The organism is Sphingosinicella humi, assembly GCF_003129465.1.
GTDB classification, from domain to species: Bacteria; Pseudomonadota; Alphaproteobacteria; order Sphingomonadales; family Sphingomonadaceae; genus Allosphingosinicella; species Allosphingosinicella humi.
Map to the genome: position 1 here is coordinate 1,304,818 of NZ_QFFF01000001.1, position 20,875 is coordinate 1,325,692.

The following is a 20,875-nucleotide window of genomic DNA, read 5'->3' on the forward strand; positions in this document are numbered from 1 at the left end:
AGACGAACATGCCGCCCGAGACGACGAACGAGACTGAGCGCCCGCAGGCGGGCTGGGCGGCGATGCGGCGCTTCCTTCCCTATTTGTGGCCCGCCGGCGACCGGGCGCTGAAGTCCCGCGTCATCCTGGCCGTGATCCTGGTGCTGCTCGCCAAGGGCGCGACCTTGACCATGCCCTTCGCCTACAAGGCGGCGATCGACCGCATGGCGGCGGGCATGGAAGCGGCGGTCGCGCTCGCCGTCGCGCTAGTCGTCGCCTACGCTGGCGCCCGCTTCGCCGGCGTCCTCTTCGACAACCTCCGCAACGCCATTTTCGAACGCGTCGGGCAGCAGGCGGCGCGGCAGCTGTCGGAAAATGTGTTCCGCCACGTCCACGCCCTCTCGCTCCGCTTCCACCTCGAGCGGCGGACGGGGGCGCTCACCAAGATCGTCGAGCGGGGGACGAAGAGCATCGACATGATGCTCTATTTCCTCCTCTTCAACATCGCCCCGACCATCATCGAGCTCGGCGCCATCTGCATCATCTTCGGCGTCAAGTTCGGCTCCGGCCTGGTGATCGCGACTCTGGTCATGGTCGCCCTCTACATCGTCTTCACGCGGGTGGTGACCGAGTGGCGGACCAAGCTCCGGCGCGAGATGAACGAGATCGACAACCAGGCGATCGCCCGCGCCGTCGATTCCCTCCTCAACTATGAGACGGTCAAATATTTCAACGCCGAGGAGCGGGAGGCGCGGCGCTACGGCAAGGCGATGCAGGCCTATGCCGACAGCGCGGTCAAGAATGAGAGCTCGCTCGCCTGGCTCAATATCGGCCAGTCGCTGATCACCAACCTGATGATGGCCGGTGCGATGGGCTACACAGTCTGGGGCTGGTCCACCGGCCGCTTCACCACCGGCGATGTGGTGCTGGTGAACACTTTGCTCGCCCAGCTCTTCCGGCCCCTGGACATGCTCGGCTGGGTCTATCGCAACATTCGCCAGGGCCTCATCGATATGGAGCAGATGTTCGGCATCATCGACACAAGGGCCGAAGTGAAGGATCGTGACGCCGCGCCCGCTCTCCATGTCTCGGCCGGCCACGTTCGCTTTGAAAATGTTGAGTTCGGCTACGATCCCGAGCGGCCGATCCTGAAGGGCATCGACCTCGACATACGACCGGGGAGCATGGTCGCGGTGGTCGGCCCCTCCGGCGCGGGCAAGTCGACTCTGTCGCGCCTCCTTTTCCGCTTCTATGAGCCGACCGGCGGCCGCATCACCATCGACGGGCACGACATCACCGGGGTCACGCAAACGAGCCTTCGCGCCGCCATCGGCATCGTCCCGCAGGACAGCGTGCTCTTCAACGATACGGTCGGCTACAATATCGGCTACGGCCGTGAGGGCGCGAGCCAGGCGGCGATCGAGGAGGCGGCGCGCGGCGCCGCCATCCATGATTTCATCATGGGCCTGCCGGAGGGCTATGACAGCAAGGTCGGCGAGCGCGGCCTCAAGCTCTCCGGCGGCGAGAAGCAGCGCGTCGCCATCGCCCGCACGCTTTTGAAGGACCCGCCCATCCTGATCCTCGACGAGGCGACCAGCGCCCTCGACAGCCGCACGGAAGCCGCGATCCAGGAGACGCTCAGAAGCATCGAGCACGGCCGCACCAGCATCGTCATCGCCCACCGGCTTTCGACGGTCGTGGACGCCGACCAGATCGTCGTGCTGGACCAGGGCCGCATCGTCGAACGCGGCACCCACCGCCAACTCCTCGTCAAGCGCGGCCTCTACACGGAGATGTGGCTGAGGCAGCAGAGCGAGCGCGAGGAACAGGCCGAGGCGGCGGAGTAGCGCCCCGGTTCGTTATTGCGAGCGGAGCGAAGCAATCCAGCTCCGCCGCAGCTGGATTGCTTCGTCGCTTTCGCCCCTCGCAATGACGGCTGGTGCGGAGCAGCTGCGGCATCCGTTCGTCCCGAGCGAAGTCGAGGGGCGTCGGCACCGACTCATCACACGCGCCCCTCGACTTCGCTCGGGACGAACGACTAGGGTTCGGGGGTGACGTCTCCCCTTTCCATACTGCGCGGTACCTTTGGCTTCACCGACTTTCGCGGCGTGCAAGCCGATGTGATCGGGCGGGTGATGGCGGGGAAGCACACGCTCGCCGTCATGCCGACGGGGGCGGGGAAGTCGCTCTGCTACCAAGTGCCGGCGTTGGCGCGGGAGGGGACGGCGCTCGTCATCTCGCCGCTGATCGCGCTGATGCACGATCAGATCCGTTCGGCGGACGGGTTCGGCATCAGTGCGGCGGCGCTGACCTCGGCCGACGACAATCGGCAGGAGACGGTGGCGCGCCTCCGCCAGGGCGACCTCGACCTGCTCTATGTCGCGCCCGAGCGCGCGTCCGGCGAGGGCTTCCGCAACCTCCTCAGCCGCATCCCGCTGTCCCTCATTGCCATCGACGAGGCGCATTGCGTCTCCGAGTGGGGCCATGACTTTCGGCCGGACTACAGGCTGTTGCGGCCGCTGCTCGACGGCTTCCCGGACGTGCCGCGCCTCGCCCTCACCGCGACGGCGGACAAGCAGACGCGCGAGGACATACTCGTCCAGCTCGGCATTCCGAACGACGGGCTGATCGTCGCCGGCTTCGATCGGCCCAACATCCGCTATCATGTCCGCCCGCGTGACGGCGTCGCGAAACAGCTCAAGGCGCTGCTCGACGAACAGCCGGGTCCGGGCATCATCTACACGACTAGCCGCGACAAGACGGAGAAGCTGGCGGAGCAGCTTGGTTCCGCGGGGCGCAAGGTGCTTCCCTATCACGCCGGTCTCGATCCCCGCGTTCGCGCCCGCAACCAGGCGGCGTTCGTCGGGTCCGAAGACATGGTGATCGTCGCCACCATCGCCTTCGGCATGGGCATCGACAAGCCGGACGTGCGCTTCGTCGCCCATGCCGGCATCCCGAAGTCGATTGAGGCCTATTATCAGGAGACCGGCCGCGCCGGCCGTGACGGCGATCCGGCCGAGGCGCATCTCTTCTGGGGCGCGGAGGATTTTTCCCGCGCCCGCCGCCGGATCGAGACGGAAGTGCCGGAGGAGCGCAGGCAGGGGGAGCGGGATCGGCTGAACGCGCTTGCCGCCGTCGTCGAGACCGCGAGCTGCCGCCGCGCGCTCCTCCTCCGCCACTTCGGCGAGGCGCCGCCGGAGCGCTGCGGCAATTGCGACAATTGCCTGTCGCCGCCGGCCACGGTCGATGCGACCGAGGCGGCGCGCAAGCTGCTCTCGGCCGCTTTCCGGACCGAGATGCGGTTCGGGATCACGCATCTCGTCGACGTGCTGGCGGGAAAGGAAACCGACAAGATCCACGGTTTCGGCCATCACCGCCTGTCGGTGTTCGGCATCGCCGACGAGGCGGAGCTGGCGCTGATGAAGCCGGTGGCGCGGGCGCTGCTCGCGCGCGACGCGCTGCGGGCGGACGAATATGGCGGCCTGTCATTCGGCCCCGCGGCTCGGCCCATCCTCAAGGGCGAGGAATCGGTCGAGCTGGTTCTCCCGCCGAAGCGTCAGCGCCGCCGACGGGGCGAGCGGGCGGTCAATCCCGACGGCGATCCGCTGTTCGAGGCGCTGCGCGCCTGCCGGCGCGATATTGCCCGGGAAGCCGGCGTGCCGCCCTATGTCGTCTTCCACGACAGCACGCTGCGCGACATGGCGGGGCTGAAGCCGACCACGCTCGGCGCCCTCGCCAACGTCTCCGGCGTCGGCGCGGCCAAGCTGGAGCGTTATGGACAAGCCTTCGTGGACGTCATTGCCGCGCACGAAACCTGAACGTAAAAAGGAGGGATGCTACTGCGCACCCTTGACGAACGCATGCTGGTCAGCGGCCAGATCCACCCCTCCAATCTTGAGGAAGTGAAGGCCGAAGGCGTGACGATGATCGTCAACAACCGGCCGGACGACGAGGAGCCGGGCCAGCCGTCCGCCGCGGAGATCGAGGCGGCTGCGCGGGCCGCCGGTATCGCTTATCGCCACATTCCGGTGGGAAGCTCCGGCCTGTCCGCCAATCAGGTCCAGGCGATGGTCGAGGCGGTCGACGAGGCCCCGGGGAAAATGCTCGCTTTCTGCCGCTCCGGCACGCGCTCTACCTATCTCTGGGCGCTGGCGCGCGTGCGCAAGGGAGACGATCCGGGCGAGATCGTCGGGAAGGCGGCCGAGGCCGGCTACGACCTTACGCCCATTCGCCCCTATCTCGGCTGAGCAGCCGGCGCGCCTCATCCTCGTCCGCTTCGTCGACCATCAGGCGGACCGGAATCGCCGCGCCCACCCAGGACATGCCGGTGTCGAACAGCACGCTGTCGACACCTTCGGCCGCGAGCCAAGCGCGGGCAAGATCGGCCTCGATGTCGCTATGGAATCGGGCGACCTCGACCAGCGCCATTACCAGGGCACGACCTCGCCCGCCGCGACCTCGGCGGGCCTCGGCGCCCGGCCGAGTGTGGCATTGCGGTGGGGGAAGCGGCCGAACCGCTCGATGACGTCATGGTGCAGCTTGGCGTAGCGAAGCTGATCCTCATCCCCCAAGGCGGTGAACAGGCCCAACGAGCGCCGCTGGTCGTCCAGGTCTTCGCTATGCTGGAACGGCATGTAGAGTAATCCCCGCTCCGCCTCGCTCATCGCCTCGTCATAACCCCGCTCGATCGCCGCCTTGGCGATCGCCAGGCCCAGATGATCGGTCGCGAAGCTGTCGGCATGATCGCGAAACATGTTGCGCGGGAACTGGTCGAACAGGATCACCGCCGCCAGCGCCTCGCGCGGCGAGCCGAGGAAGCTCGACGCGGGCTGCGTCCGCTGCTCCTCCCATAGCTCGCCGAACCTCTCGCGGATCACCGAATCGAGGTCGTCGTCGCGCCACCATTGCTCCGGCGTCAGGCCGAACCAGAAATCGAGGACTTCGTCCGTCCAGCTTTGCATCGTCACGCCGCCGCGCCTCCTTGCTCCAGCCGAGCCCCATAGCCCTGCAGATACTTCATCCCCGTGTCGCACATGATGGTGACGACCGTCGCGTCCGGCGCCAGGGTCTCGGCCAACCTCAGGGCCCCGGCGACATTGGCGCCGGTCGATGTGCCCGCGAACAGCCCCTCTTCCCGGGCCAGGCGGAATGCCATGGCGATGGCTTCGTCGGTCGAGACGCGCTCGATCCGGTCGGCCACGTCGTCGCGCCACAGCGGCACGACGAATCCGGCGCCGACGCCATCGATCTTGTGCGCCCCCGAATCTCCGCCGGAGAGGACCGGTGACTCCGAGGGTTCCACGGCGACGATGATGATGCCGTCATCATGGCGCCGCAGCGTCTCGGCGATGCCGCGCAGGGAGGCAGCGGTGCCGACGCTCTGGACGAAGCCGTCGATGCGGCCGCCCGTCTGGGTCCATATCTCCTCGCCCATGCGGCGATAGGCGGAGATCTGGTCCTCATTGTTGAGCTGGTCGGTCCAATAGGCGCCGGTCTCCTGCGCAAGCGCGCGCGCGGCCGCGATCATGTCGTGCGTCAGCTTGCCGGTCATGCCTCCGCCCTCGCTGGGGATGACGGTGAGCTTCGCGCCCAGCAGCCGCATATGATCCAGCTTCTCGCGCGCAAAGGCATCGGAGGTGACGATGTGGAGCGGATAGCCTTTCACCGCGCAGACCAGCGCCAGCGACACGCCCGTGCTGCCGCCCGTATATTCGACGACCGATCCACCGGGCCGCAGCCGACCGTCGGCTTGTGCCGCCTCGATCATGGCGAGCGCCTGGCGGTCCTTCATGCTTCCGGTAGGGTTCTCGCTTTCAAGCTTCAGCAGGATGCGCGCGCCGTTCGTCGGGACGACGTTACGAAGTGGCAGAAGGGAAGTGTTGCCGATCCGGCCGAGAATAGTCGCGGCCGGTTGGCTCACGCCGCCGTGCCGCCGACGGTGAGGCCGTCGATCAGCAGGGTCGGCTGGCCGACGCCGGCGGGAACGGACTGGCCGCCCTTGCCGCAGATGCCGATGCCTTCGTCCAGCGCCATGTCGTTGCCGATCGCCTTGACCTTGGTGAGGACCGACGGGCCGTCGCCGATCAGGGTCGCGCCCTTGATCGGCGCGCCGAGCTTGCCGTTCTCGATTCGGTAGGCTTCGGTGCAGGAGAAGACGAACTTGCCGCTGGTGATATCGACCTGCCCGCCGCCGAAGCTCTTGGCGTAGATGCCGTTCTTCGCGCGGGCGAGAATCTCGGCAGGATCGTCCCGACCGCCGAGCATGAAGGTGTTGGTCATGCGCGGCATCGGCGCGTGAGCGAAGCTCTCGCGGCGGCCGTTGCCGGTCGGGTCTACGCCCATCAGGCGCGCGTTCAGGCGATCATGGATGTAGCCCTTGAGGATGCCGTCCTCGATGAGCGTGTTGCACTGGGTGGGCGTGCCCTCGTCGTCGATCGTGAGGGAGCCGCGGCGCTGGCCGATCGAGCCGTCGTCGACCACGGTGACCCCGGGTGCCGCGACGCGCTCGCCGATCCGGCCCGAAAAGGCGGAGCTGCCCTTGCGGTTGAAATCGCCTTCGAGCCCATGGCCGATCGCTTCGTGGAGCAGCACGCCGGGCCAGCCGGGGCCGAGCACCACGGTCATCTCGCCCGCCGGCGCCGCGACCGATTCGAGATTCACCAGCGCCTGGGCCAGCGCGATGTCGATTGCCCGGTTCCAGGTCTCCGGCTCGAACAGATGGTCGTAGAGGTCGCGACCGCCCAGGCCGTGATAACCGGTTTCGCGGCGGCCATTCTGCTCGACGACGATCTGGACGTTGAGGCGCACCAGCGGGCGCACGTCATGGGCGACGAAGCCGTCGGCGCGGACGATGTCGATCACGCTCCATGAGCCGGAGAGCGACACCGACACCTGCGCCACGCGCGGATCGCGGGCGCGGGCGGCTGCGTCGATCTGCTGGCAGAGCGCGACCTTCCTGGCGAAGGGGATCAGGCTCAGCGGATCGGCGTCGGTGTAGAGATTCGCGTTGGTGCGGCGCGGCGGCCGCGCCTTGCCGTTCTGGCTCGGATCCAGCACCTGCATCGTCTCGGCGGCGCGGCGGATGGCGGCTTCGCTGAGCTCGTTGGCGTGGGCGAAAGCGGTCGTCTCGCCCGAGACGCCGCGCAGGCCGAAGCCCGCCTGGGTGTTGAAGTCCGCCGTCTTCAGCCGTCCGTCGTCGAAGGCGAAGGATTCGGACGCCGTATATTGCAGATAGAGCTCGCCATCGTCGCAGCGGGAAAGCGCCTCGGCGGTGAGGCGTTGGGCGGCTTCGGGCGAGAGGCCGTCGGCACGATAGAGGAAGCGGCGGGGATCGGCGAGACTGGTCATGTCAGCCGATATAGGGGCGTTATGCCTTCGTTGCACCCTCATCCGCCGGGCCGCCCTTCAGGATGAAGCGCTTGTCGCAATAGCCACAATCGACGAAGCCCTTCTCGTCGATCTGAAGATAGACGCGGGGATGGCCGAGCGCGGGGGCGATGTCGCTGGCGCCGTCGCAGGCGACGCGGGGCGTGGTGACGTAGCTGATCTCGGGCGTGAAGCGGTCGACGTTCATGCCGCGCCCTTAGCAACGGCGGAGCCGACCGACAATCCGCCCTGATCAGCGGCCTTCAACCCGCCCGGCCAGCTCTTCACCGGCGATGCGCGCCATGGTGGCGCGCTGCTGGGCGGCGCTCGTCGGTCTCCCGGCGGCATAGAGCGCCTTCAGATAGGCCAAGTCCCGGGCGGTTAGTGTCTCCGCCGGAGCGTCCCCGCTGCGCAAGTCCTCGAACAGGCCGAGGATCGATCGACCTTCGGCGGCGGCTGGGGCGTCGGGGCGCGTCATGGCGAGGCTGCGCATCGCGACATAGTCGGCAAGCTGGGGAAGCGTCAGCTCGACGATCGAGGGGAGATCGAGCACGACGAAGGCGAGGTCCAGGGTCGGGCGCTTCGAGCGCTTGAGCCGCGAGAATTGGTGCATCGGCGTCAGATGCGCGTCGAGATATTCGCCCTGCGTGTCGGTGAAATGCTGCGCGCGGCGGCCGTCCGATTCGCGCCACCCGATGAGATGCCAGGCACGGCCGGGCGCGCGTGTCGTGGTCAGCCGCTCGATCTCGGCGCGATCGAGGTCGCGGAACAGCCAGGGCCTTTTTCGATGCAGGGTGCGGATGAAATCCGGCGGATCGGCGGCGACCGTGACCACCAGATTGGGACGACAGCCCGGGCGCCGGACCTCGAGCCCGACTGTCTCCGCCACCTCCCGCAGCCGCGCCACGACCGCGGCCTTCTGGTCATCGAGAAGGCCGTAGACTTCCGGGCAGAGGCCGGTTTCGAAGCGGGCGATCTGGCCCTCATGGGCGAGGGTGATCGCGGCCACGAACTCTGCCGCCGCCCGTTTGGGCTCGCGAATTCCGGAGACGACAATCTCCTTGGCATCGTCCGGCCCGACCGGCGGAGCGGCTGCTGCAGGCAAGGCGTGCAGCACGGCCAGCGGCGTCATGAGTCCGTGCAGCCATTTTGCCATGCGCTACCTCCAGGGGCACGATAAACGCCGGCGCCGCTACGGCGGAGAGCCGCGGTCGAACGCCGCCGACAATTGATCGAAAAGACGCGCCCGGCGGGGCCGCTTTCCCGCCGCCCGGAACGCCGCTATGCGGGAGCGCATGGCCGAGACCTTTTCAGCGATCAGCATCCGAGACCTCCAGAAGACCTATGCCGGCGGCAAGCGCGCGCTGGACGGGGTCAGCCTCGACGTGCCGCGCGGGCAGATTTTCGGGCTGCTCGGGCCCAACGGCGCGGGCAAGTCGACCTTGATCAACATTCTCGCCGGCCTCGTGAACAAGAGCGGGGGCACGGCTTCCATCTGGGGCTTCGACATCGATCAGCATCCCAGGAACGCCAAGGTCTCGATCGGCATCGTGCCGCAGGAAATCCTGTTCGATCCCTTCTTCACCCCGGTCGAGACGTTGGAGCTTCAGGCCGGACTTTATGGCGTCCCCAAGGCGAAGCGCCGCAGCATGGAGCTGCTTCGCGCGGTGCACCTGGAGGACAAGGCGCATGCCTATTCGCGCACCCTGTCGGGAGGCATGAAGCGGCGGCTGCTGGTGGCGAAGGCGATGGTCCACTCGCCGCCGATCCTCGTGCTCGACGAGCCCACGGCTGGTGTCGACATCGAGCTTCGCCAGCAGCTCTGGAACTATGTGCGGAGCCTCCATGCGCAGGGCGTCACCATCGTCCTCACCACCCATTATCTCGAAGAGGCCGAGGAGCTGTGTGATCGTATCGCGATCATCAACCACGGCCAGGTCATCGCCAACGAGCCGACCCGGACGCTCGTCGGCATGGCGCAGGAGAAGGCGGTCGAAGTGACGGTGGACCGCGATCTCACCGCCGTTCCCGACGCCGCCTGCTTCGACAAGATCGAGATCATCGCCGACAGGACCCTCGCCATCACCTACCGAAAGGATAGGGTGAACGCCGGCGAGGTGCTGGCTGCTCTTCAGCGCGACGGCCTCGGCATCGTCGACGTCTCCACCCGCGAGGCGGACCTGGAGGACGTGTTCCTGAACCTCACCCGCGCCGCCAACGCGCATGGCTAATCACCGCCATGACGTCATCGTCATCGGCTCCGGGGCCGCCGGCCTCAGCGCAGCGCTGAACCTCGCGTCGCATCTGAAGGTCGCGGTCCTGGCCAAGGGCGCCCTGTCGGAAGGCTCCACCGCCCGCGCCCAAGGGGGCATCGCCGCGGTGCTGGAGCCCGGCGACACGTTCGAAAGCCATATCGAGGACACGATGATCGCGGGCGCGGGGCTCAACAACCGCCGCACCGTCGAGTTCGTCGTCGAGAACGCGCCGGCGGCGATCGAGCAGCTGGCCGCGCTCGGCGTCCCCTTCAATCCCGGCGAATCGGAGCGCTGGCACCTGACGCGGGAGGGCGGGCACAGCCATCGCCGCATCGTCCACGTCGCCGACGCCACCGGCTGGGCGGTCCAGGAGGCGCTGGAGAAGGCGGCCGCCGAGCATCCCAACATCACCCTGGTGCCGGACATGGCCGCGATCGACCTGGTCACCGGCCGCCACGGCGAGAATGGTGCGCGCGAGGACTGCGTCTGGGGTGTCTATGCCGTCAACCGGCGGAGCGGCCGGGTGGAGCTTTTCACCGGCCGCGCCACCGTCCTTGCCACCGGCGGCGCGAGCCGAGCCTGGCTCTATTCGACCAATCCGCGAGGCTCGACCGGCGACGGCATCGCCATGGCTTGGCGGGCCGGCTGCCGGGTGTCGAACATGGAATTCAACCAGTTCCACCCGACCTGCCTCTACCATCATGACGTCAAGAATTTCCTCGTCACCGAGGCGATGCGGGGCGAAGGCGGGCACCTGAAGATCCCCGGCACGGGCCACCGCTTCATGCCGGAGTTCGATCCGCGCGAGGAGCTGGCGCCGCGCGACGTCGTCGCCCGCGCCATCGATCATGAGCTGAAGCGGCTCGGCCTCGACTATGTCCATCTCGACATCAGCCACCGCGATCCCGAGTTCGTGCTGACGCACTTTCCGACCATCGCCGAACGATTGGCGCGGCCCGACATCGGCATCGACATCACCAGGGAGCCGATCCCGGTCGTGCCGGCGGCCCATTACACCTGTGGCGGCGTGGTCGTGGACCTCGACGGCCGCACCGACCTTCAGGGACTCTATGCCGCGGGCGAAGTCACTCAGTCGGGCCTCCATGGCGCCAACCGAATGGCGTCCAACTCGCTCCTCGAATGCCTGGTCTTCGGCCTCGCCGCCGCCCGCCACATCAACGCCAACTGGGACGACCTTCCGCTCCCGCCAGCCATTCGGCCCTGGGACGAGAGCCGAGTCACCGATTCCGACGAGGAGGTCGTGGTCCACCATAATTGGCGCGAGATCCGTCGCTTCATGTGGGACTATGTCGGCATCGTGCGCACCACCAAGCGCCTGGAGCGTGCTCTCCACCGCGTCGACCTGCTCCGCCGGGAGACGGAGGATTATTACGGCAACTTCCGAGTCACGCCCGACCTTATTGAGCTGCGCAACCTGGTCGAGGTCTCGGGCCTGATCGTCCGCTCGGCCCTCGCGCGCAAGGAGAGCCGAGGCCTCCATTACACGCTGGATTATCCGGATATGCTGCCCGACGCGGTGGACACGATCCTCACGCCCGAGGGCTGAGCCTCATTCGGCGAGGAACGCCTTCAACTCCGCCTGAAAGCGCTCCGGATTGTCGGACATGATGAAGTGGGCGCTGTCGGGCACGCGGACGAGCTTCACGCCTTCAAGGGGAGCGTAGGAGGCCTGGTAGACGGCGTCCATCTGCGCATCGGTCAGCGGCACGCCTTGCGGCGTCACGTAAAGCACCGTCGCGGGGACCTTGATCGACGGAAGCTCCGGCCGAAGGTCGGTGACGATCAGCTCGTGAAAGGCGTTGGCGACGGTCTCGCGGTCGCTCGCCTCGGCGTCGGCGAGGACGAGCGTGCGTTGCTCTTTGTCGCGCACCATCGCCGTGGTCATCGCCACCAACCGCTTCTGGAATTCCTCGGGCGTAGCCTCGATCATGCTGGCGCGCTGCTTGTCGGCGGTGGGCCTGACGCTTTCCGGCGTTGTTCCGGGAGGGCCGTAGACGATGCCCATGAAGGGAAGCTGGTCGACCACCATTACCTTCGACACGGCCCCGGGATGGCGCGCCGCGATCATCAGCGCCATGGTGCCGCCCATCGAGTGGCCGACAAGGGCGGGGCGCTCCAGCTCGGCCGCCTCTATGTAGCGCGCGATCTCCTCGGCGACGGGCGCGGAGACATTGCCGCTGGCGTTGGCTTCCGGCACGGTGCCGGCAAAGCCCTTCACCTGCACATAGTGGAAGCGATAGCCCGGCATGCCCGACACGCTCCGCCACGCGCTGGGCGAGGAGGTCATACCTGGAATGAGGATGACGTCGGGCCCCGAACCCTCGGTGGTGACGGTGATGCGGTCGGACTGGAAGCCTTGCGTCTCGGCGGCGGCAGGCGCCGCGACGAGCAAGCCGGCGAACGCCGTCAGCGCCTGAAGGAATGGCCCTTTGAACATCATGTCTCTCCCCAGCCGGTCCGTGCGCCAGCCATAGCGAGGGACGGCGACGGGGGCGAGCGCCATTAGCGGCCGGAGAGGAAGGCCTTCACCTCGGCTCGGAAACGCTGCGGCTGGTCATACATGATCATGTGCCCGCTGTTCGCAATCGCGACCAGATTGGCGTTCGGCGCGGGCCGATAGCCCTGCCGATAGTCCCGGGTCACTTGAGCCGGATCGATCCCGCCTCCCGCCGGCGGGGTTGCGTAGACCACCGTCATCGGCGCGGTGATCCTCGGCAGCTCGGCACTGAGATCGATCAGCGCCAGCTCGTGCATGGCCGTCGCGACCACATCGCTGTCGCTTTGGCCCGCGCCGTCGCTGGCGCCGAACCCGCCGATCAGCGATTCCAGCAGGCGCCGGCCGCCGGGCGACGAGGTCAGCACGCCGGCCAGCGCATCGGCCAGCGGGCGAATGCCCTCGGCGGACGCGCCGAGCAGCCCGGCGGGAGCAGGAAGCATGTCCACGACCATCAGCCGGCCGACCTTGGAAGGATGGCGGGCGGCGATCATCATCGCCAGGGTTCCGCCCATCGAATGGCCGATGAGAGAGGGCGCGCGGAGGCCCGCCACGTCGATATAGCGGGCGATCTCGGCCGCGACCGGCTGCACCACCGGGCCGCGCGCATTGCCGCCCGCGGGCTCGCCGGCGAAGCCCGCCACCTGGACGAGGTGATAGCGATAGCCCGGCACCGCCGCGACCGTGCCCTTCCACATGTCGCGCGAGGCGGTAAGGCCGGGGATCAGGATCACGTCCGGTCCGCTTCCCTGCACGACCACCGAGATGCGGTCGGACGTGAAGCGGCCAGGCGCAGCGAAGGCCGGCGGCATCAGCGTCACCGCGCTCGCGGCCGCGGCGGATATGAGAAAGTCCCTCCGTTTCATGGGTTCCTCATTCCACGCCGGGCTTGAACGTCAGATGAGCGCACAAGATGTTTGTTCCCGCCCTCGCTTCGGCTAGACCACCGTCCCATGTCCTCCCCCCATCTCTATCTGGTCGACGGCTCCAGCTATATTTTCAGGGCCTTTCACCGGCTGCCGCCGCTCACCAACCGGCACGGCCTCAATGTCGGCGCCGTCTACGGCTACACGACCATGCTCTGGAAGCTGGCCGACAGCCTCAACAAGGCGGACGGCCCGACCCATCTGGCGGTGATCCTCGACAAGTCCGAGAGCACGCACCGCAACGAGATGTACGACCAGTATAAGGCGCACCGGCCGCCGCCGCCGCCCGAGCTGGTGCCGCAATTCCCGCTGATCCGCGATGCCACCCGCGCCTTCTCCATCCCCTGCATCGAAGAGGAAGGGCTGGAGGCGGACGACATCATCGCCTGCTACGTCACGGCGGCCAAGGCGGCGGGGTGGAAGGTCACCATCGTCAGCTCCGACAAGGACCTGATGCAGCTGGTCGAGGACGGCAGCGTCGACATGCTCGACACGATGAACGATCGCCGCATCGGCCGCGATTATGTGATCGAGAAGTTCGGCGTGCCGCCCGAGCAGCTGGGCGAGGTGCTGGCGCTGATGGGCGACAGCGTCGACAATGTGCCAGGCGTGCCGGGCGTTGGCCCGAAGACCGCCTCGCAGCTGATCCAGCAATATGGCTCGGTCGAAAATGTCATCGCCAATGTCGAGGAGATCACCAAGCCCAAGCTCAAGTCCAATCTGATCGAGTATGCCGAGATGGCGAGGCTCAGCCGAGAGCTGGTGCGGCTGATCTGCGACGCTCCGCTCCCGGAGCCGCTGGAAGACTTATCGATCAAGGGCATCCCGGACGGACCGTTGCGCGAGTTCCTGGAATATCACGGCTTCAAGTCGCTGCTCGCGCGCCTGAACAGCGCCGCCGGCGGGGCGGCCGCTCCGCAGGCCGCGGCGGCGCCTGCGACGGTGCCGGTGCAGGCGGAGGTGAGGCCGGAACCCCCCATCGACCGCTCGGCCTATGAGACCGTCACCGAAGAAGCGGCGCTCGACCGCTGGATCGCCGAGGCCTTCGACAAGGGTCACGTCGCCTTCGATACGGAGACGGACGGTCGGGACTGCGTCACCGCCGAGCTCGTCGGCGTCAGCCTCGCCACCGAATGCGGCCGGGCCTGCTATATTCCGCTCGAGCATGGCGGGCACGACCTGCTTTCCGACCGCCCGCCGCAACTCGACTCCGCTTTGGTCCTGGCGAAGCTGAAGCCGCTGCTCGAGGACCCGGCGGTGCTCAAGATCGGCCATAATCTCAAATTCGACTGGGTCGTGTTCAACCGCCGCGGCATCCGTATTGCACCTTATGACGATACGCTGGTGATGAGCTTCAACTTGGACGCGGGCGGGCTCAACAGCCATGCGCTGGACGATCTCGCCAAGAAGCATCTCGACCACCAGTGCCTCACCTACAAGGAGCTGTGCGGCACCGGAAAGAAGCAGATCACCTTCAACCAGGTCCCGCTCGACCGCGCCACCGAATATGCCGGCGAGGATGCCGACGTTGCCCTGCGGCTCTGGACGCGCTTCAAGACCCGGCTGCCGGCCGAGCGCGCCACCCGCGTCTATCAGTTGGTCGACCGGCCGATGGTGGCGGTGATCGGCCGTATGGAGCGCGACGGCGTCAAGGTGGACCGCGAGGTGCTGAAAGGCCTCTCGGCCGAGTTCAACGCGCAGATCGCCGATCTCGAGGAGAAGATCTGCGGCGAGGCCGGGTGCAAGTTCACCATCGGCTCGCCCCAGCAACTGGGCGATATCCTGTTCAACAAGATGGGCCTGGAGGGCGGCCGCAAGGGCAAGTCCGGGACCTGGTCCACGGACGTGACGGAGCTGGAGCGGCTGGCCCGCGGCGGCGTGCCGATCGCCCAGTTGGTGCTCGACTGGCGGCAGCTCACCAAGCTCAAATCCACCTATACCGACGCGCTGCAGGAGCAGATCAACCCGACGACCGGCCGGGTCCACACCAGCTACAGTCTTTCAGGCGCGCAGACGGGGCGCTTGGCGTCGACCGACCCCAATCTGATGAACATCCCGATCCGCACCGAGATCGGCCGCCGCATCCGCGACGCGTTCATCGCGGAGCCCGGCCATGTCGTCGTCTCGGCCGACTACAGCCAGATCGAGCTGAGGCTCGCCGCCCATATCTGCGACGTGCCGCAGCTCCGCCAAGCCTTCGCCCAAGGGGCCGACATCCACAATATGACGGCGCAGGAGCTGTTCGGCGAAGTGAATCGCGACACCCGCGCCTCGGCCAAGACGATCAACTTCGCGATCCTCTACGGCATCTCGCGCTGGGGCCTGGCCGGCCGGCTCGGCGTCACTGCCGACGAAGCCCAGGCGATCATCGACCGCTATTTCGACCGTTTCCCGGGCATTCGCGCCTATATCGGCGAGACGCTCACCAAGGCGCGCGAGACCGGCTTCACCACCACCCTGTTCGGCCGCAAGACGCACTTCCCGCGCATCAAGGCCAAGATCCAGCACGAGCGGCAGGGCGCCGAGCGGGCCGCGATCAACGCGCCGATCCAGGGCACCGCCGCCGATATCATCAAGCGGGCCATGGTGAGGATGGGCCCGGCGCTGGCGGCGGAAGGGCTGGGTTCGACCCGCATGCTGCTGCAGGTCCATGACGAGCTGCTCTTCGAAGTGCCCGAGGCGGACGTCGAGCGGGCGAGCGAGGTCATCCGGCGCGTCATGGAGGGGGCGGCCGAACCGGCGGTGAAGCTCGCAGTGCCGCTCGGCGTCGAGATCGGCACCGGCCCCAATTGGGGCGCCGCGCATTGAGTGAGCCCGCTCCGGGCAATGAGGATATCGCGGCGCTCGCGAAGGGCGGCCGCACCAATTTTTTCGGCTTCCTGCTTCGCCTCGCCGCCCGCATTCCCTTCCTGATCGTCGCCGGGCGCTATTATGGGCCGGAGGCGCTGGGCCGCTTTGCCTATGCCGTGCTGATCGTCGAGTTCGCGGCGCAGCTTGCGACGCTCGGGCTGAAGCGCGGTCTCGCCCAGCAGCTGTCCTCGACCGACAAGCCGCACGTCCATGTCGTCTGGGACGCGATGCTGGTCGCCTTCCTCGCCTCCGCCGTGGCGACGATCCTCCTCGCCCTGTTCCCGCAGGCGATGTTCCCGAACAGCCAGGTGCGCGGCGTCGAATGGCTGCTGCCGCTGATCGTCTTCGCCATCGCCGGGACCGACGTGGCGCTGGCGGCGCTCGCCTATCTCCACAATGTGCGGGCGACCGTGACGGCGCGGGCGATCGTGGAGCCGTGGACGATCAGCATCGCCGCGATCCTCCTCTATTTCACCCTGTCGAAGCGCGACGGCCTCATCATCGCCTATGTGATCTCGATGCTGGCGGCGCTGGCGGCGGCCTTGTGGCCACTGTTCAAGACTTATGGCCGGCCATCGGGCTGGCGGCCGGAACCCGGCGCGCTCTGGACGCTTGCCCGGCGCAACACGCCCCTCGCCGCCGCCGATGCCATCGAATGGGGCTCGCGCCGCATCGACATCGCCATTCTCGGCCTCTTCTTCTCGCCCGCCATCGTCGGCATCTATTATGTCGCCCAGCAGGTCGCCTCGCTGCCGCAGAAGCTCAAGACCAGCTTCGATCCGATCCTCGGCCCGGTCATCACCCACAAGCTGGGCGAAGGCGACAAGGAAGCGGTAGCAAAGCAGGTGCGGCAGGTCGGCTTCTGGATCATCGCCGCCCAGGCGGGCGTGGCGCTGGCACTCGGCATTCCGGGCGAAGCGGTGATGGGCATTGTCGGCGAGGAGTTCATCAGCGGCACGGCCATCCTCGGCTTCCTGCTCGCCGCCGAGGTCGTGGCCGCCACCGCCGCCGTTTCGGAAGCCGCGCTGGTCTATGTCGCCCGGCACCGCAATCTCATGATCTCGACCTTCATGATCGGGGCGCAGGCCGCGCTGTCGATCGCCCTCATCATGGCGATGCAGGAGCTCGGTTGGCCGACCATCTTCCAGGCGGCCGGTCCGGCCATTGCCTTGTCGCTGGCGCTGGGGCTGGCTTCGGTGCTGAAGGCGCGGCTGCTCGGGCGGTTGCTCGGCGCACCCGTGTCGGGGTGGCGCTGGCCGCTCATATGGGCGGCGGCCGGCGCGACGGTCGTCGGCTCCTTCTTCACCCTCCTGCCCCAAAGCCTCGAATGGGCTGAATTGATCTTCGGCATTCCGGCCATTCTCGGCGTCTTCGGCATCATACTGTGGACGCGCGGTTTCACTCATGAGGACCGGGTGCTGTTTCGGATGAAGGGCGGCGAGGAGCCTAGTCTGCCGATCACAAGGCCGATACCTCCGGACCGTTAAGTTCCCCATCGACCGCTCGGCAAGCAAGCGTTCGATCTCTCAAAATTGTTCCATGGCCGGCACGGACTTGCATTGGCCAGCTTCAATGTAGATGCTCTTTACATCGAATCGGGGGGATTCATGGAAAGCGGGGGGCTGCTTTTCGAGGGATTGGGCGTCGTCATGCACGAGGCCGCACTTTTCGCCGCCTGCGGTTTCCTTTTCATGGGCTTTAGCGATGTCGTCGTCGATCTGATCTGGATCGCGAGGAGCGCGTGGCGCCGGCTGACCGTCTACAGGCGTTTCGAACGGGCGCGGGCCGATACGCTGGAGGAAGCCCGCTCGCCGGGGCGACTGGCCGTGTTCATCCCCGCCTGGGAGGAGTCCGGGGTCATCGGGCCGATGCTCCGCCACACATTGGCGACGTTCCGCCATGGCGACTATCGTCTCTATGTCGGCTGCTATCCCAACGATCCCGACACCATCAGAGCCGTACGCGAGGTCGAGGATCCGCGTGTCCGCCTCGTCGTCGGCCCGGTGGACGGGCCCACGACAAAGGCCGATTGTCTCAATCGCCTATGGACCGCGATGGTGGCGGACGAGGCCGCGGAGGGGCGGCGCGTGAAGGCGGTGATCCTCCACGACGCCGAAGATGTGGTTCACGAAGCCGAGCTCCGGATCTTCGACCGGCTGATCGAACGGTTCGAACTCGTCCAGCTGCCGGTGCTGCCGCTGATCGACCCGAATTCGCGCTGGATCGCGGGCCACTATATCGATGAGTTCGCCGAATCCCACGCCAAGGAGCTGGTCGTGCGCGAGGCCGTGGGTGCCGGCCTGCCGTCGGCCGGAGTCGGCTGCGCCTTCTCGCGCGACATGCTGGCGGGGATCGCCGTGCGGTCCGGCGCCGGCCCCTTCGATGCCGCGAGCCTCGCCGAGGATTATGAGCTCGGCCTCAAGATCCGGCTCGCGGGCGGACGGGCGGCCTTCGTGCGGCTGCCCGAGTCCGAGGGAGGGCCGCTCGTCGCGACGCGGGAATATTTCCCGGGCACAGTCGAGGGCGCGGTCGCGCAGAAGGCGCGCTGGATGACGGGCATCGCTCTTTCCGGCTGGGATCGGCTGGGCTGGAGCGGAGGCGTGGAGGAGCGGTGGATGAGGCTGCGCGACCGGCGATCGGTGCTGGCCGCGCTCTGTCTCGTCGCGGCCTATGTAGCCCTCCTGCTCTGGGCGCTGCTCAGCCTGCGCCACATCTTTTTCGGCATCCCGCCCCGTCCGAACCCGCCGTTGCTTGAAGCCTTGCTGACCTTAAGCTTCGTCCTGCTGGCCTGGCGGCTCGCCTTGCGCTTTGCCTTCGTCACTCAGGCCTATGGCTGGCGCGAAGGGCTGCGGTCGGTGCCACGAGTGGTGGTCGGTAACGCCATCGCCATGCTGGCAGCCCGGCGCGCCGTGATCGGTTATGTCAGGGCGAGAAAGCGCGGGAGGCCGAGGTGGGACAAGACCGCTCACGCCTTTCCGATGCTCCTCCGGCGCTGATGAAGTCCGCCCCTCCGCCGCTGCGCTTTCTGATGCTGATCGTCGGCGGATGGGCCTGCATGAGGGTGGCCCTTATCTATCCAGGCCCAACGCCGACGCCGCTCGTCGCAGCGGCGACGGCTGCGGCCGTCCCCGAGCGCTTCCCGCCTCGACCAACGCCACATCCGATTCCTGTTTTTGCGCCTTTGGCGAAAGGCGGAGCTGCGGCGGCGTCACCGCTGATGGAGTTCCCGGGTCGACAAGGAGGTCCGCCCGAGCCTGTCCTCCTCGCAGTCGCGGCGCACTCGGCTCCTGTGGAAACGCCGCCTGCCGGCCCGGTGATCGACCGCCGGCGTCCGGAACTCGCGCCCTACAGGGTTCCGGAACGTCCCTCGGTCGGGAACCGCTGGTCGGCTTCGGCATGGATCTTCGTGCGGCGCGGCGGGACATCTCAACTCGCGGCCGGGGGATTGCTGGGCGGGAGCCAGGCGGGCGCGCGCGTCTCCTATAGGCTCAACCGGGACTCCGCTCGCCCGCTGGCTCTCAGCGGCCGCGTCTATGCCCCTCTCGGCAGTTTGGAAGCATCGGAGGCCGCTTTCGGAGTGTCCTGGAAGCCGGTCGCCGGCTTGCCCGTGGAGGTACTCGCGGAGCGGCGGCAGGCGCTGGGACCTGACGGCCGCTCGGCTTTCTCGCTCATCGCCTATGGCGGCGTTTCGGAACGTCCCGTGCTCGGGCCGGTGCAACTCGACGCCTATGCCCAGGGCGGCGTGGTCGGGCTGAAGTCCCGGGATTTCTTCGCCGACGGCTCCGCGCTGCTCACGGCGCCGCTCGTCCCTTCGGGAAGGGTGAAGGCCGGTCTGGGGGTGTGGGGGGCGGCGCAGCCCGGCCTCTCCCGGCTCGACATCGGTCCCCATGTGTCGGCGCGGTTGTCGCCGGTCCGGGCCCGCCTCACCGCCGAGTGGCGCCTGCGGGTCGCGGGATCCGCCAAACCCGCCTCCGGGCCGGCGCTGACGCTGTCCGCCGATTTCTGACGCAGGGAGTGGCGTCTGCGCCTTCCGCCCCCGCCGTTTAGCGGCTAGTTTCGCGCCGCCCATGGATATTTACCTCCCCGTCGCAGGCCTCTCCGTCAACGCGCTGATGATCATCGGCTTGGGCGGCCTCGTCGGACTGCTGACCGGCATGCTCGGCGTCGGTGGAGGCTTCCTCACCACGCCGATCCTCATCTTCTACGGCATTCCGCCCGCGGTCGCCGTCGCCTCATCGGCCACCCAGATCACCGGCACCAGCGTCTCGGGCATGCTCGCGCACCGCCGGCGCAGGGGCGTCGATTATCTGATGGGGGGCGTGCTCGTCGCCGGCGGATTCCTGGGCACGCTGGCGGGAGGCGGTCTCTTCCGCCTGCTCCAGGACAGCGGCCAGATCGATACCGCGATCGCGCTTCTCTATGTGCTCCTTCTAGGGAGCGTGGGCGTGCTGATGGCGAAGGAGTCGGCGACCGCGCTCGGCATCATACAGCCGGGCGAGAAGGCGAAGAAGCCGACGCGGCGGCACAATCCGATCATCGCCGCCTTGCCGATGCGCTGGCGCTTCTACCAGTCGGGCCTCTACATCTCGCCGCTGGCGCCGCTCGCGCTCGGCTTTTTTTCGGGCGTGCTGACGGTGCTGCTCGGGGTCGGCGGCGGCTTCGTCGTCGTTCCCGCCATGATCTATCTGCTCGGCATGTCGACCTCGGTCGTCATCGGTACGTCGTTGCTTCAGATTTTGTTCGTGACCGCCGCGACGACGCTCATCCACGCGACCACCACCAAATCCGTGGATATCGTTCTGGCCGTGCTGCTGCTCGTCGGGAGCGTCGTCGGCGCGCAGTTCGGGGCTCAGTTCGCGCAAAAGGTGAAACCGGAGCTGCTTCGCCTGGCGCTGGCGATCATGGTGCTCGGCGTCGCTTTCCGCATGGCCCTGGGGCTCGGATGGCGGCCGGCGGAGATCTACACGGTGCAGCTCCTTTGAGGC

General features: G+C 67.5%; 18 protein-coding genes. 10 read left to right on the forward strand and 8 right to left on the reverse strand.

The annotated features are described in order from the left end of the window. Positions 1 to 8: 8 nt before the first annotated feature. The 3 genes from DF286_RS06440 (at position 9) to DF286_RS06455 (ending at position 4,226) form a co-directional block, all read left to right on the forward strand. Entirely contained in the window at positions 9 to 1,826 is a 1,818-nt protein-coding gene (locus DF286_RS06440; protein WP_109270682.1) for an ABCB family ABC transporter ATP-binding protein/permease, read from the forward strand. A 204-nt stretch (positions 1,827 to 2,030) separates the two neighbouring features. Beyond that, positions 2,031 to 3,797, forward strand: a complete 1,767-nt coding sequence (gene recQ / locus DF286_RS06450; protein ID WP_109270684.1) for a DNA helicase RecQ — start codon at positions 2,031 to 2,033, stop codon at positions 3,795 to 3,797. A gap of 15 nt (positions 3,798 to 3,812) precedes the next feature. Then, on the forward strand, positions 3,813 to 4,226 hold the full coding sequence (locus tag DF286_RS06455; RefSeq protein WP_109270685.1) for a protein tyrosine phosphatase family protein: 414 nt from the start codon (positions 3,813 to 3,815) through the stop codon (positions 4,224 to 4,226). On the opposite strand, the gene DF286_RS06460 is transcribed toward DF286_RS06455, so the two are convergent. The 6 genes from DF286_RS06460 to DF286_RS06485 are packed head-to-tail and all read right to left on the reverse strand — an operon-like array spanning position 4,198 to position 8,500. Next, on the reverse strand, positions 4,198 to 4,407 hold the full coding sequence (locus tag DF286_RS06460; protein WP_109270686.1) for a putative signal transducing protein: 210 nt from the start codon (positions 4,405 to 4,407) through the stop codon (positions 4,198 to 4,200). The genes DF286_RS06455 and DF286_RS06460 overlap by 29 nt on opposite strands. Further along, complete coding sequence (locus DF286_RS06465; protein ID WP_109270687.1) at positions 4,407 to 4,940, reverse strand: DUF924 family protein; 534 nt, start codon at positions 4,938 to 4,940, stop codon at positions 4,407 to 4,409. Before DF286_RS06465 ends, DF286_RS06460 begins: the two co-directional genes overlap by 1 nt. A 2-nt stretch (positions 4,941 to 4,942) precedes the next feature. Further along, positions 4,943 to 5,899: a PLP-dependent cysteine synthase family protein gene (locus tag DF286_RS06470; RefSeq protein WP_109270688.1), complete on the reverse strand. Its 957-nt coding sequence runs from the start codon at positions 5,897 to 5,899 to the stop codon at positions 4,943 to 4,945. Beyond that, positions 5,896 to 7,326: a metalloprotease TldD gene (gene tldD / locus DF286_RS06475; protein ID WP_109270689.1), complete on the reverse strand. Its 1,431-nt coding sequence runs from the start codon at positions 7,324 to 7,326 to the stop codon at positions 5,896 to 5,898. The genes DF286_RS06470 and tldD overlap by 4 nt, the downstream gene beginning before the upstream one ends. Positions 7,327 to 7,345: 19 nt before the next feature. After that, positions 7,346 to 7,552 (reverse strand): zinc-finger domain-containing protein, encoded by a 207-nt coding sequence (locus tag DF286_RS06480; RefSeq protein ID WP_109270690.1) that lies wholly within the window; start codon positions 7,550 to 7,552, stop codon positions 7,346 to 7,348. A gap of 45 nt (positions 7,553 to 7,597) precedes the next feature. Beyond that, the gene (locus DF286_RS06485) at positions 7,598 to 8,500 is read right to left on the reverse strand and encodes a hypothetical protein (RefSeq protein WP_109270691.1); all 903 of its coding nucleotides are present in this window, start codon (positions 8,498 to 8,500) and stop codon (positions 7,598 to 7,600) included. 139 nt (positions 8,501 to 8,639) lie between these two features. On the opposite strand from DF286_RS06485, the gene DF286_RS06490 reads away from it, so the two are divergent. Together DF286_RS06490 and nadB are read left to right on the forward strand one after the other, a co-directional pair. Continuing rightward, on the forward strand, positions 8,640 to 9,575 hold the full coding sequence (locus tag DF286_RS06490) for an ABC transporter ATP-binding protein (protein ID WP_109272055.1): 936 nt from the start codon (positions 8,640 to 8,642) through the stop codon (positions 9,573 to 9,575). Continuing rightward, positions 9,568 to 11,166, forward strand: coding sequence for an L-aspartate oxidase (gene nadB, locus DF286_RS06495; RefSeq protein WP_109270692.1), 1,599 nt, complete (start codon positions 9,568 to 9,570; stop codon positions 11,164 to 11,166). The genes DF286_RS06490 and nadB overlap by 8 nt, the downstream gene beginning before the upstream one ends. Positions 11,167 to 11,169: 3 nt before the next feature. Here the strand turns inward: nadB and DF286_RS06500 are convergent, their stop codons facing one another. Both DF286_RS06500 and DF286_RS06505 read right to left on the reverse strand, forming a co-directional pair. After that, positions 11,170 to 12,057: an alpha/beta fold hydrolase gene (locus tag DF286_RS06500; RefSeq protein WP_109272056.1), complete on the reverse strand. Its 888-nt coding sequence runs from the start codon at positions 12,055 to 12,057 to the stop codon at positions 11,170 to 11,172. Positions 12,058 to 12,122: 65 nt separating this feature from the next. Further along, a complete protein-coding gene (locus DF286_RS06505; RefSeq protein ID WP_109270693.1) occupies positions 12,123 to 12,980 on the reverse strand; it encodes an alpha/beta fold hydrolase in 858 nt (285 codons plus the stop codon). Positions 12,981 to 13,067: 87 nt separating this feature from the next. Between DF286_RS06505 and polA the strand changes: the two genes are divergently transcribed. The 5 genes from polA (at position 13,068) to DF286_RS06530 (ending at position 20,872) form a co-directional block, all read left to right on the forward strand. Further along, the gene (gene polA / locus DF286_RS06510; RefSeq protein ID WP_109270694.1) at positions 13,068 to 15,848 is read left to right on the forward strand and encodes a DNA polymerase I; all 2,781 of its coding nucleotides are present in this window, start codon (positions 13,068 to 13,070) and stop codon (positions 15,846 to 15,848) included. Continuing rightward, the gene (locus DF286_RS06515; RefSeq protein ID WP_109270695.1) at positions 15,845 to 17,377 is read left to right on the forward strand and encodes a lipopolysaccharide biosynthesis protein; all 1,533 of its coding nucleotides are present in this window, start codon (positions 15,845 to 15,847) and stop codon (positions 17,375 to 17,377) included. The genes polA and DF286_RS06515 overlap by 4 nt, the downstream gene beginning before the upstream one ends. Positions 17,378 to 17,497: 120 nt before the next feature. Then, positions 17,498 to 18,886, forward strand: a complete 1,389-nt coding sequence (locus DF286_RS06520) for a glycosyl transferase family protein (protein WP_243444746.1) — start codon at positions 17,498 to 17,500, stop codon at positions 18,884 to 18,886. A 293-nt stretch (positions 18,887 to 19,179) separates the two neighbouring features. Beyond that, on the forward strand, positions 19,180 to 19,896 hold the full coding sequence (locus DF286_RS06525) for a hypothetical protein (protein ID WP_146193573.1): 717 nt from the start codon (positions 19,180 to 19,182) through the stop codon (positions 19,894 to 19,896). A gap of 61 nt (positions 19,897 to 19,957) precedes the next feature. Further along, positions 19,958 to 20,872, forward strand: a complete 915-nt coding sequence (locus DF286_RS06530) for a sulfite exporter TauE/SafE family protein (protein ID WP_109270697.1) — start codon at positions 19,958 to 19,960, stop codon at positions 20,870 to 20,872. Positions 20,873 to 20,875: the final 3 nt, after the last annotated feature.

What these genes read in the sequence shown, in the direction of transcription:
- DF286_RS06500 (WP_109272056.1), bottom strand. Translation starts at nt 12,057, where the DNA reads ATGTTCAAAGGGCCATTCCTTCAGGCGCTGACGGCGTTCGCCGGCTTG.
- DF286_RS06480 (WP_109270690.1), bottom strand. Translation starts at nt 7,552, where the DNA reads ATGAACGTCGACCGCTTCACGCCCGAGATCAGCTACGTCACCACGCCC.
- DF286_RS06530 (WP_109270697.1), top strand. Translation starts at nt 19,958, where the DNA reads ATGGATATTTACCTCCCCGTCGCAGGCCTCTCCGTCAACGCGCTGATG.
- DF286_RS06460 (WP_109270686.1), bottom strand. Translation starts at nt 4,407, where the DNA reads ATGGCGCTGGTCGAGGTCGCCCGATTCCATAGCGACATCGAGGCCGAT.
- DF286_RS06505 (WP_109270693.1), bottom strand. Translation starts at nt 12,980, where the DNA reads ATGAAACGGAGGGACTTTCTCATATCCGCCGCGGCCGCGAGCGCGGTG.
- nadB (WP_109270692.1), top strand. Translation starts at nt 9,568, where the DNA reads ATGGCTAATCACCGCCATGACGTCATCGTCATCGGCTCCGGGGCCGCC.
- polA (WP_109270694.1), top strand. Translation starts at nt 13,068, where the DNA reads ATGTCCTCCCCCCATCTCTATCTGGTCGACGGCTCCAGCTATATTTTC.
- DF286_RS06455 (WP_109270685.1), top strand. Translation starts at nt 3,813, where the DNA reads ATGCTACTGCGCACCCTTGACGAACGCATGCTGGTCAGCGGCCAGATC.
- DF286_RS06485 (WP_109270691.1), bottom strand. Translation starts at nt 8,500, where the DNA reads ATGGCAAAATGGCTGCACGGACTCATGACGCCGCTGGCCGTGCTGCAC.
- DF286_RS06490 (WP_109272055.1), top strand. Translation starts at nt 8,640, where the DNA reads ATGGCCGAGACCTTTTCAGCGATCAGCATCCGAGACCTCCAGAAGACC.
- tldD (WP_109270689.1), bottom strand. Translation starts at nt 7,326, where the DNA reads ATGACCAGTCTCGCCGATCCCCGCCGCTTCCTCTATCGTGCCGACGGC.
- DF286_RS06520 (WP_243444746.1), top strand. Translation starts at nt 17,498, where the DNA reads ATGGAAAGCGGGGGGCTGCTTTTCGAGGGATTGGGCGTCGTCATGCAC.
- DF286_RS06440 (WP_109270682.1), top strand. Translation starts at nt 9, where the DNA reads ATGCCGCCCGAGACGACGAACGAGACTGAGCGCCCGCAGGCGGGCTGG.
- DF286_RS06465 (WP_109270687.1), bottom strand. Translation starts at nt 4,940, where the DNA reads ATGCAAAGCTGGACGGACGAAGTCCTCGATTTCTGGTTCGGCCTGACG.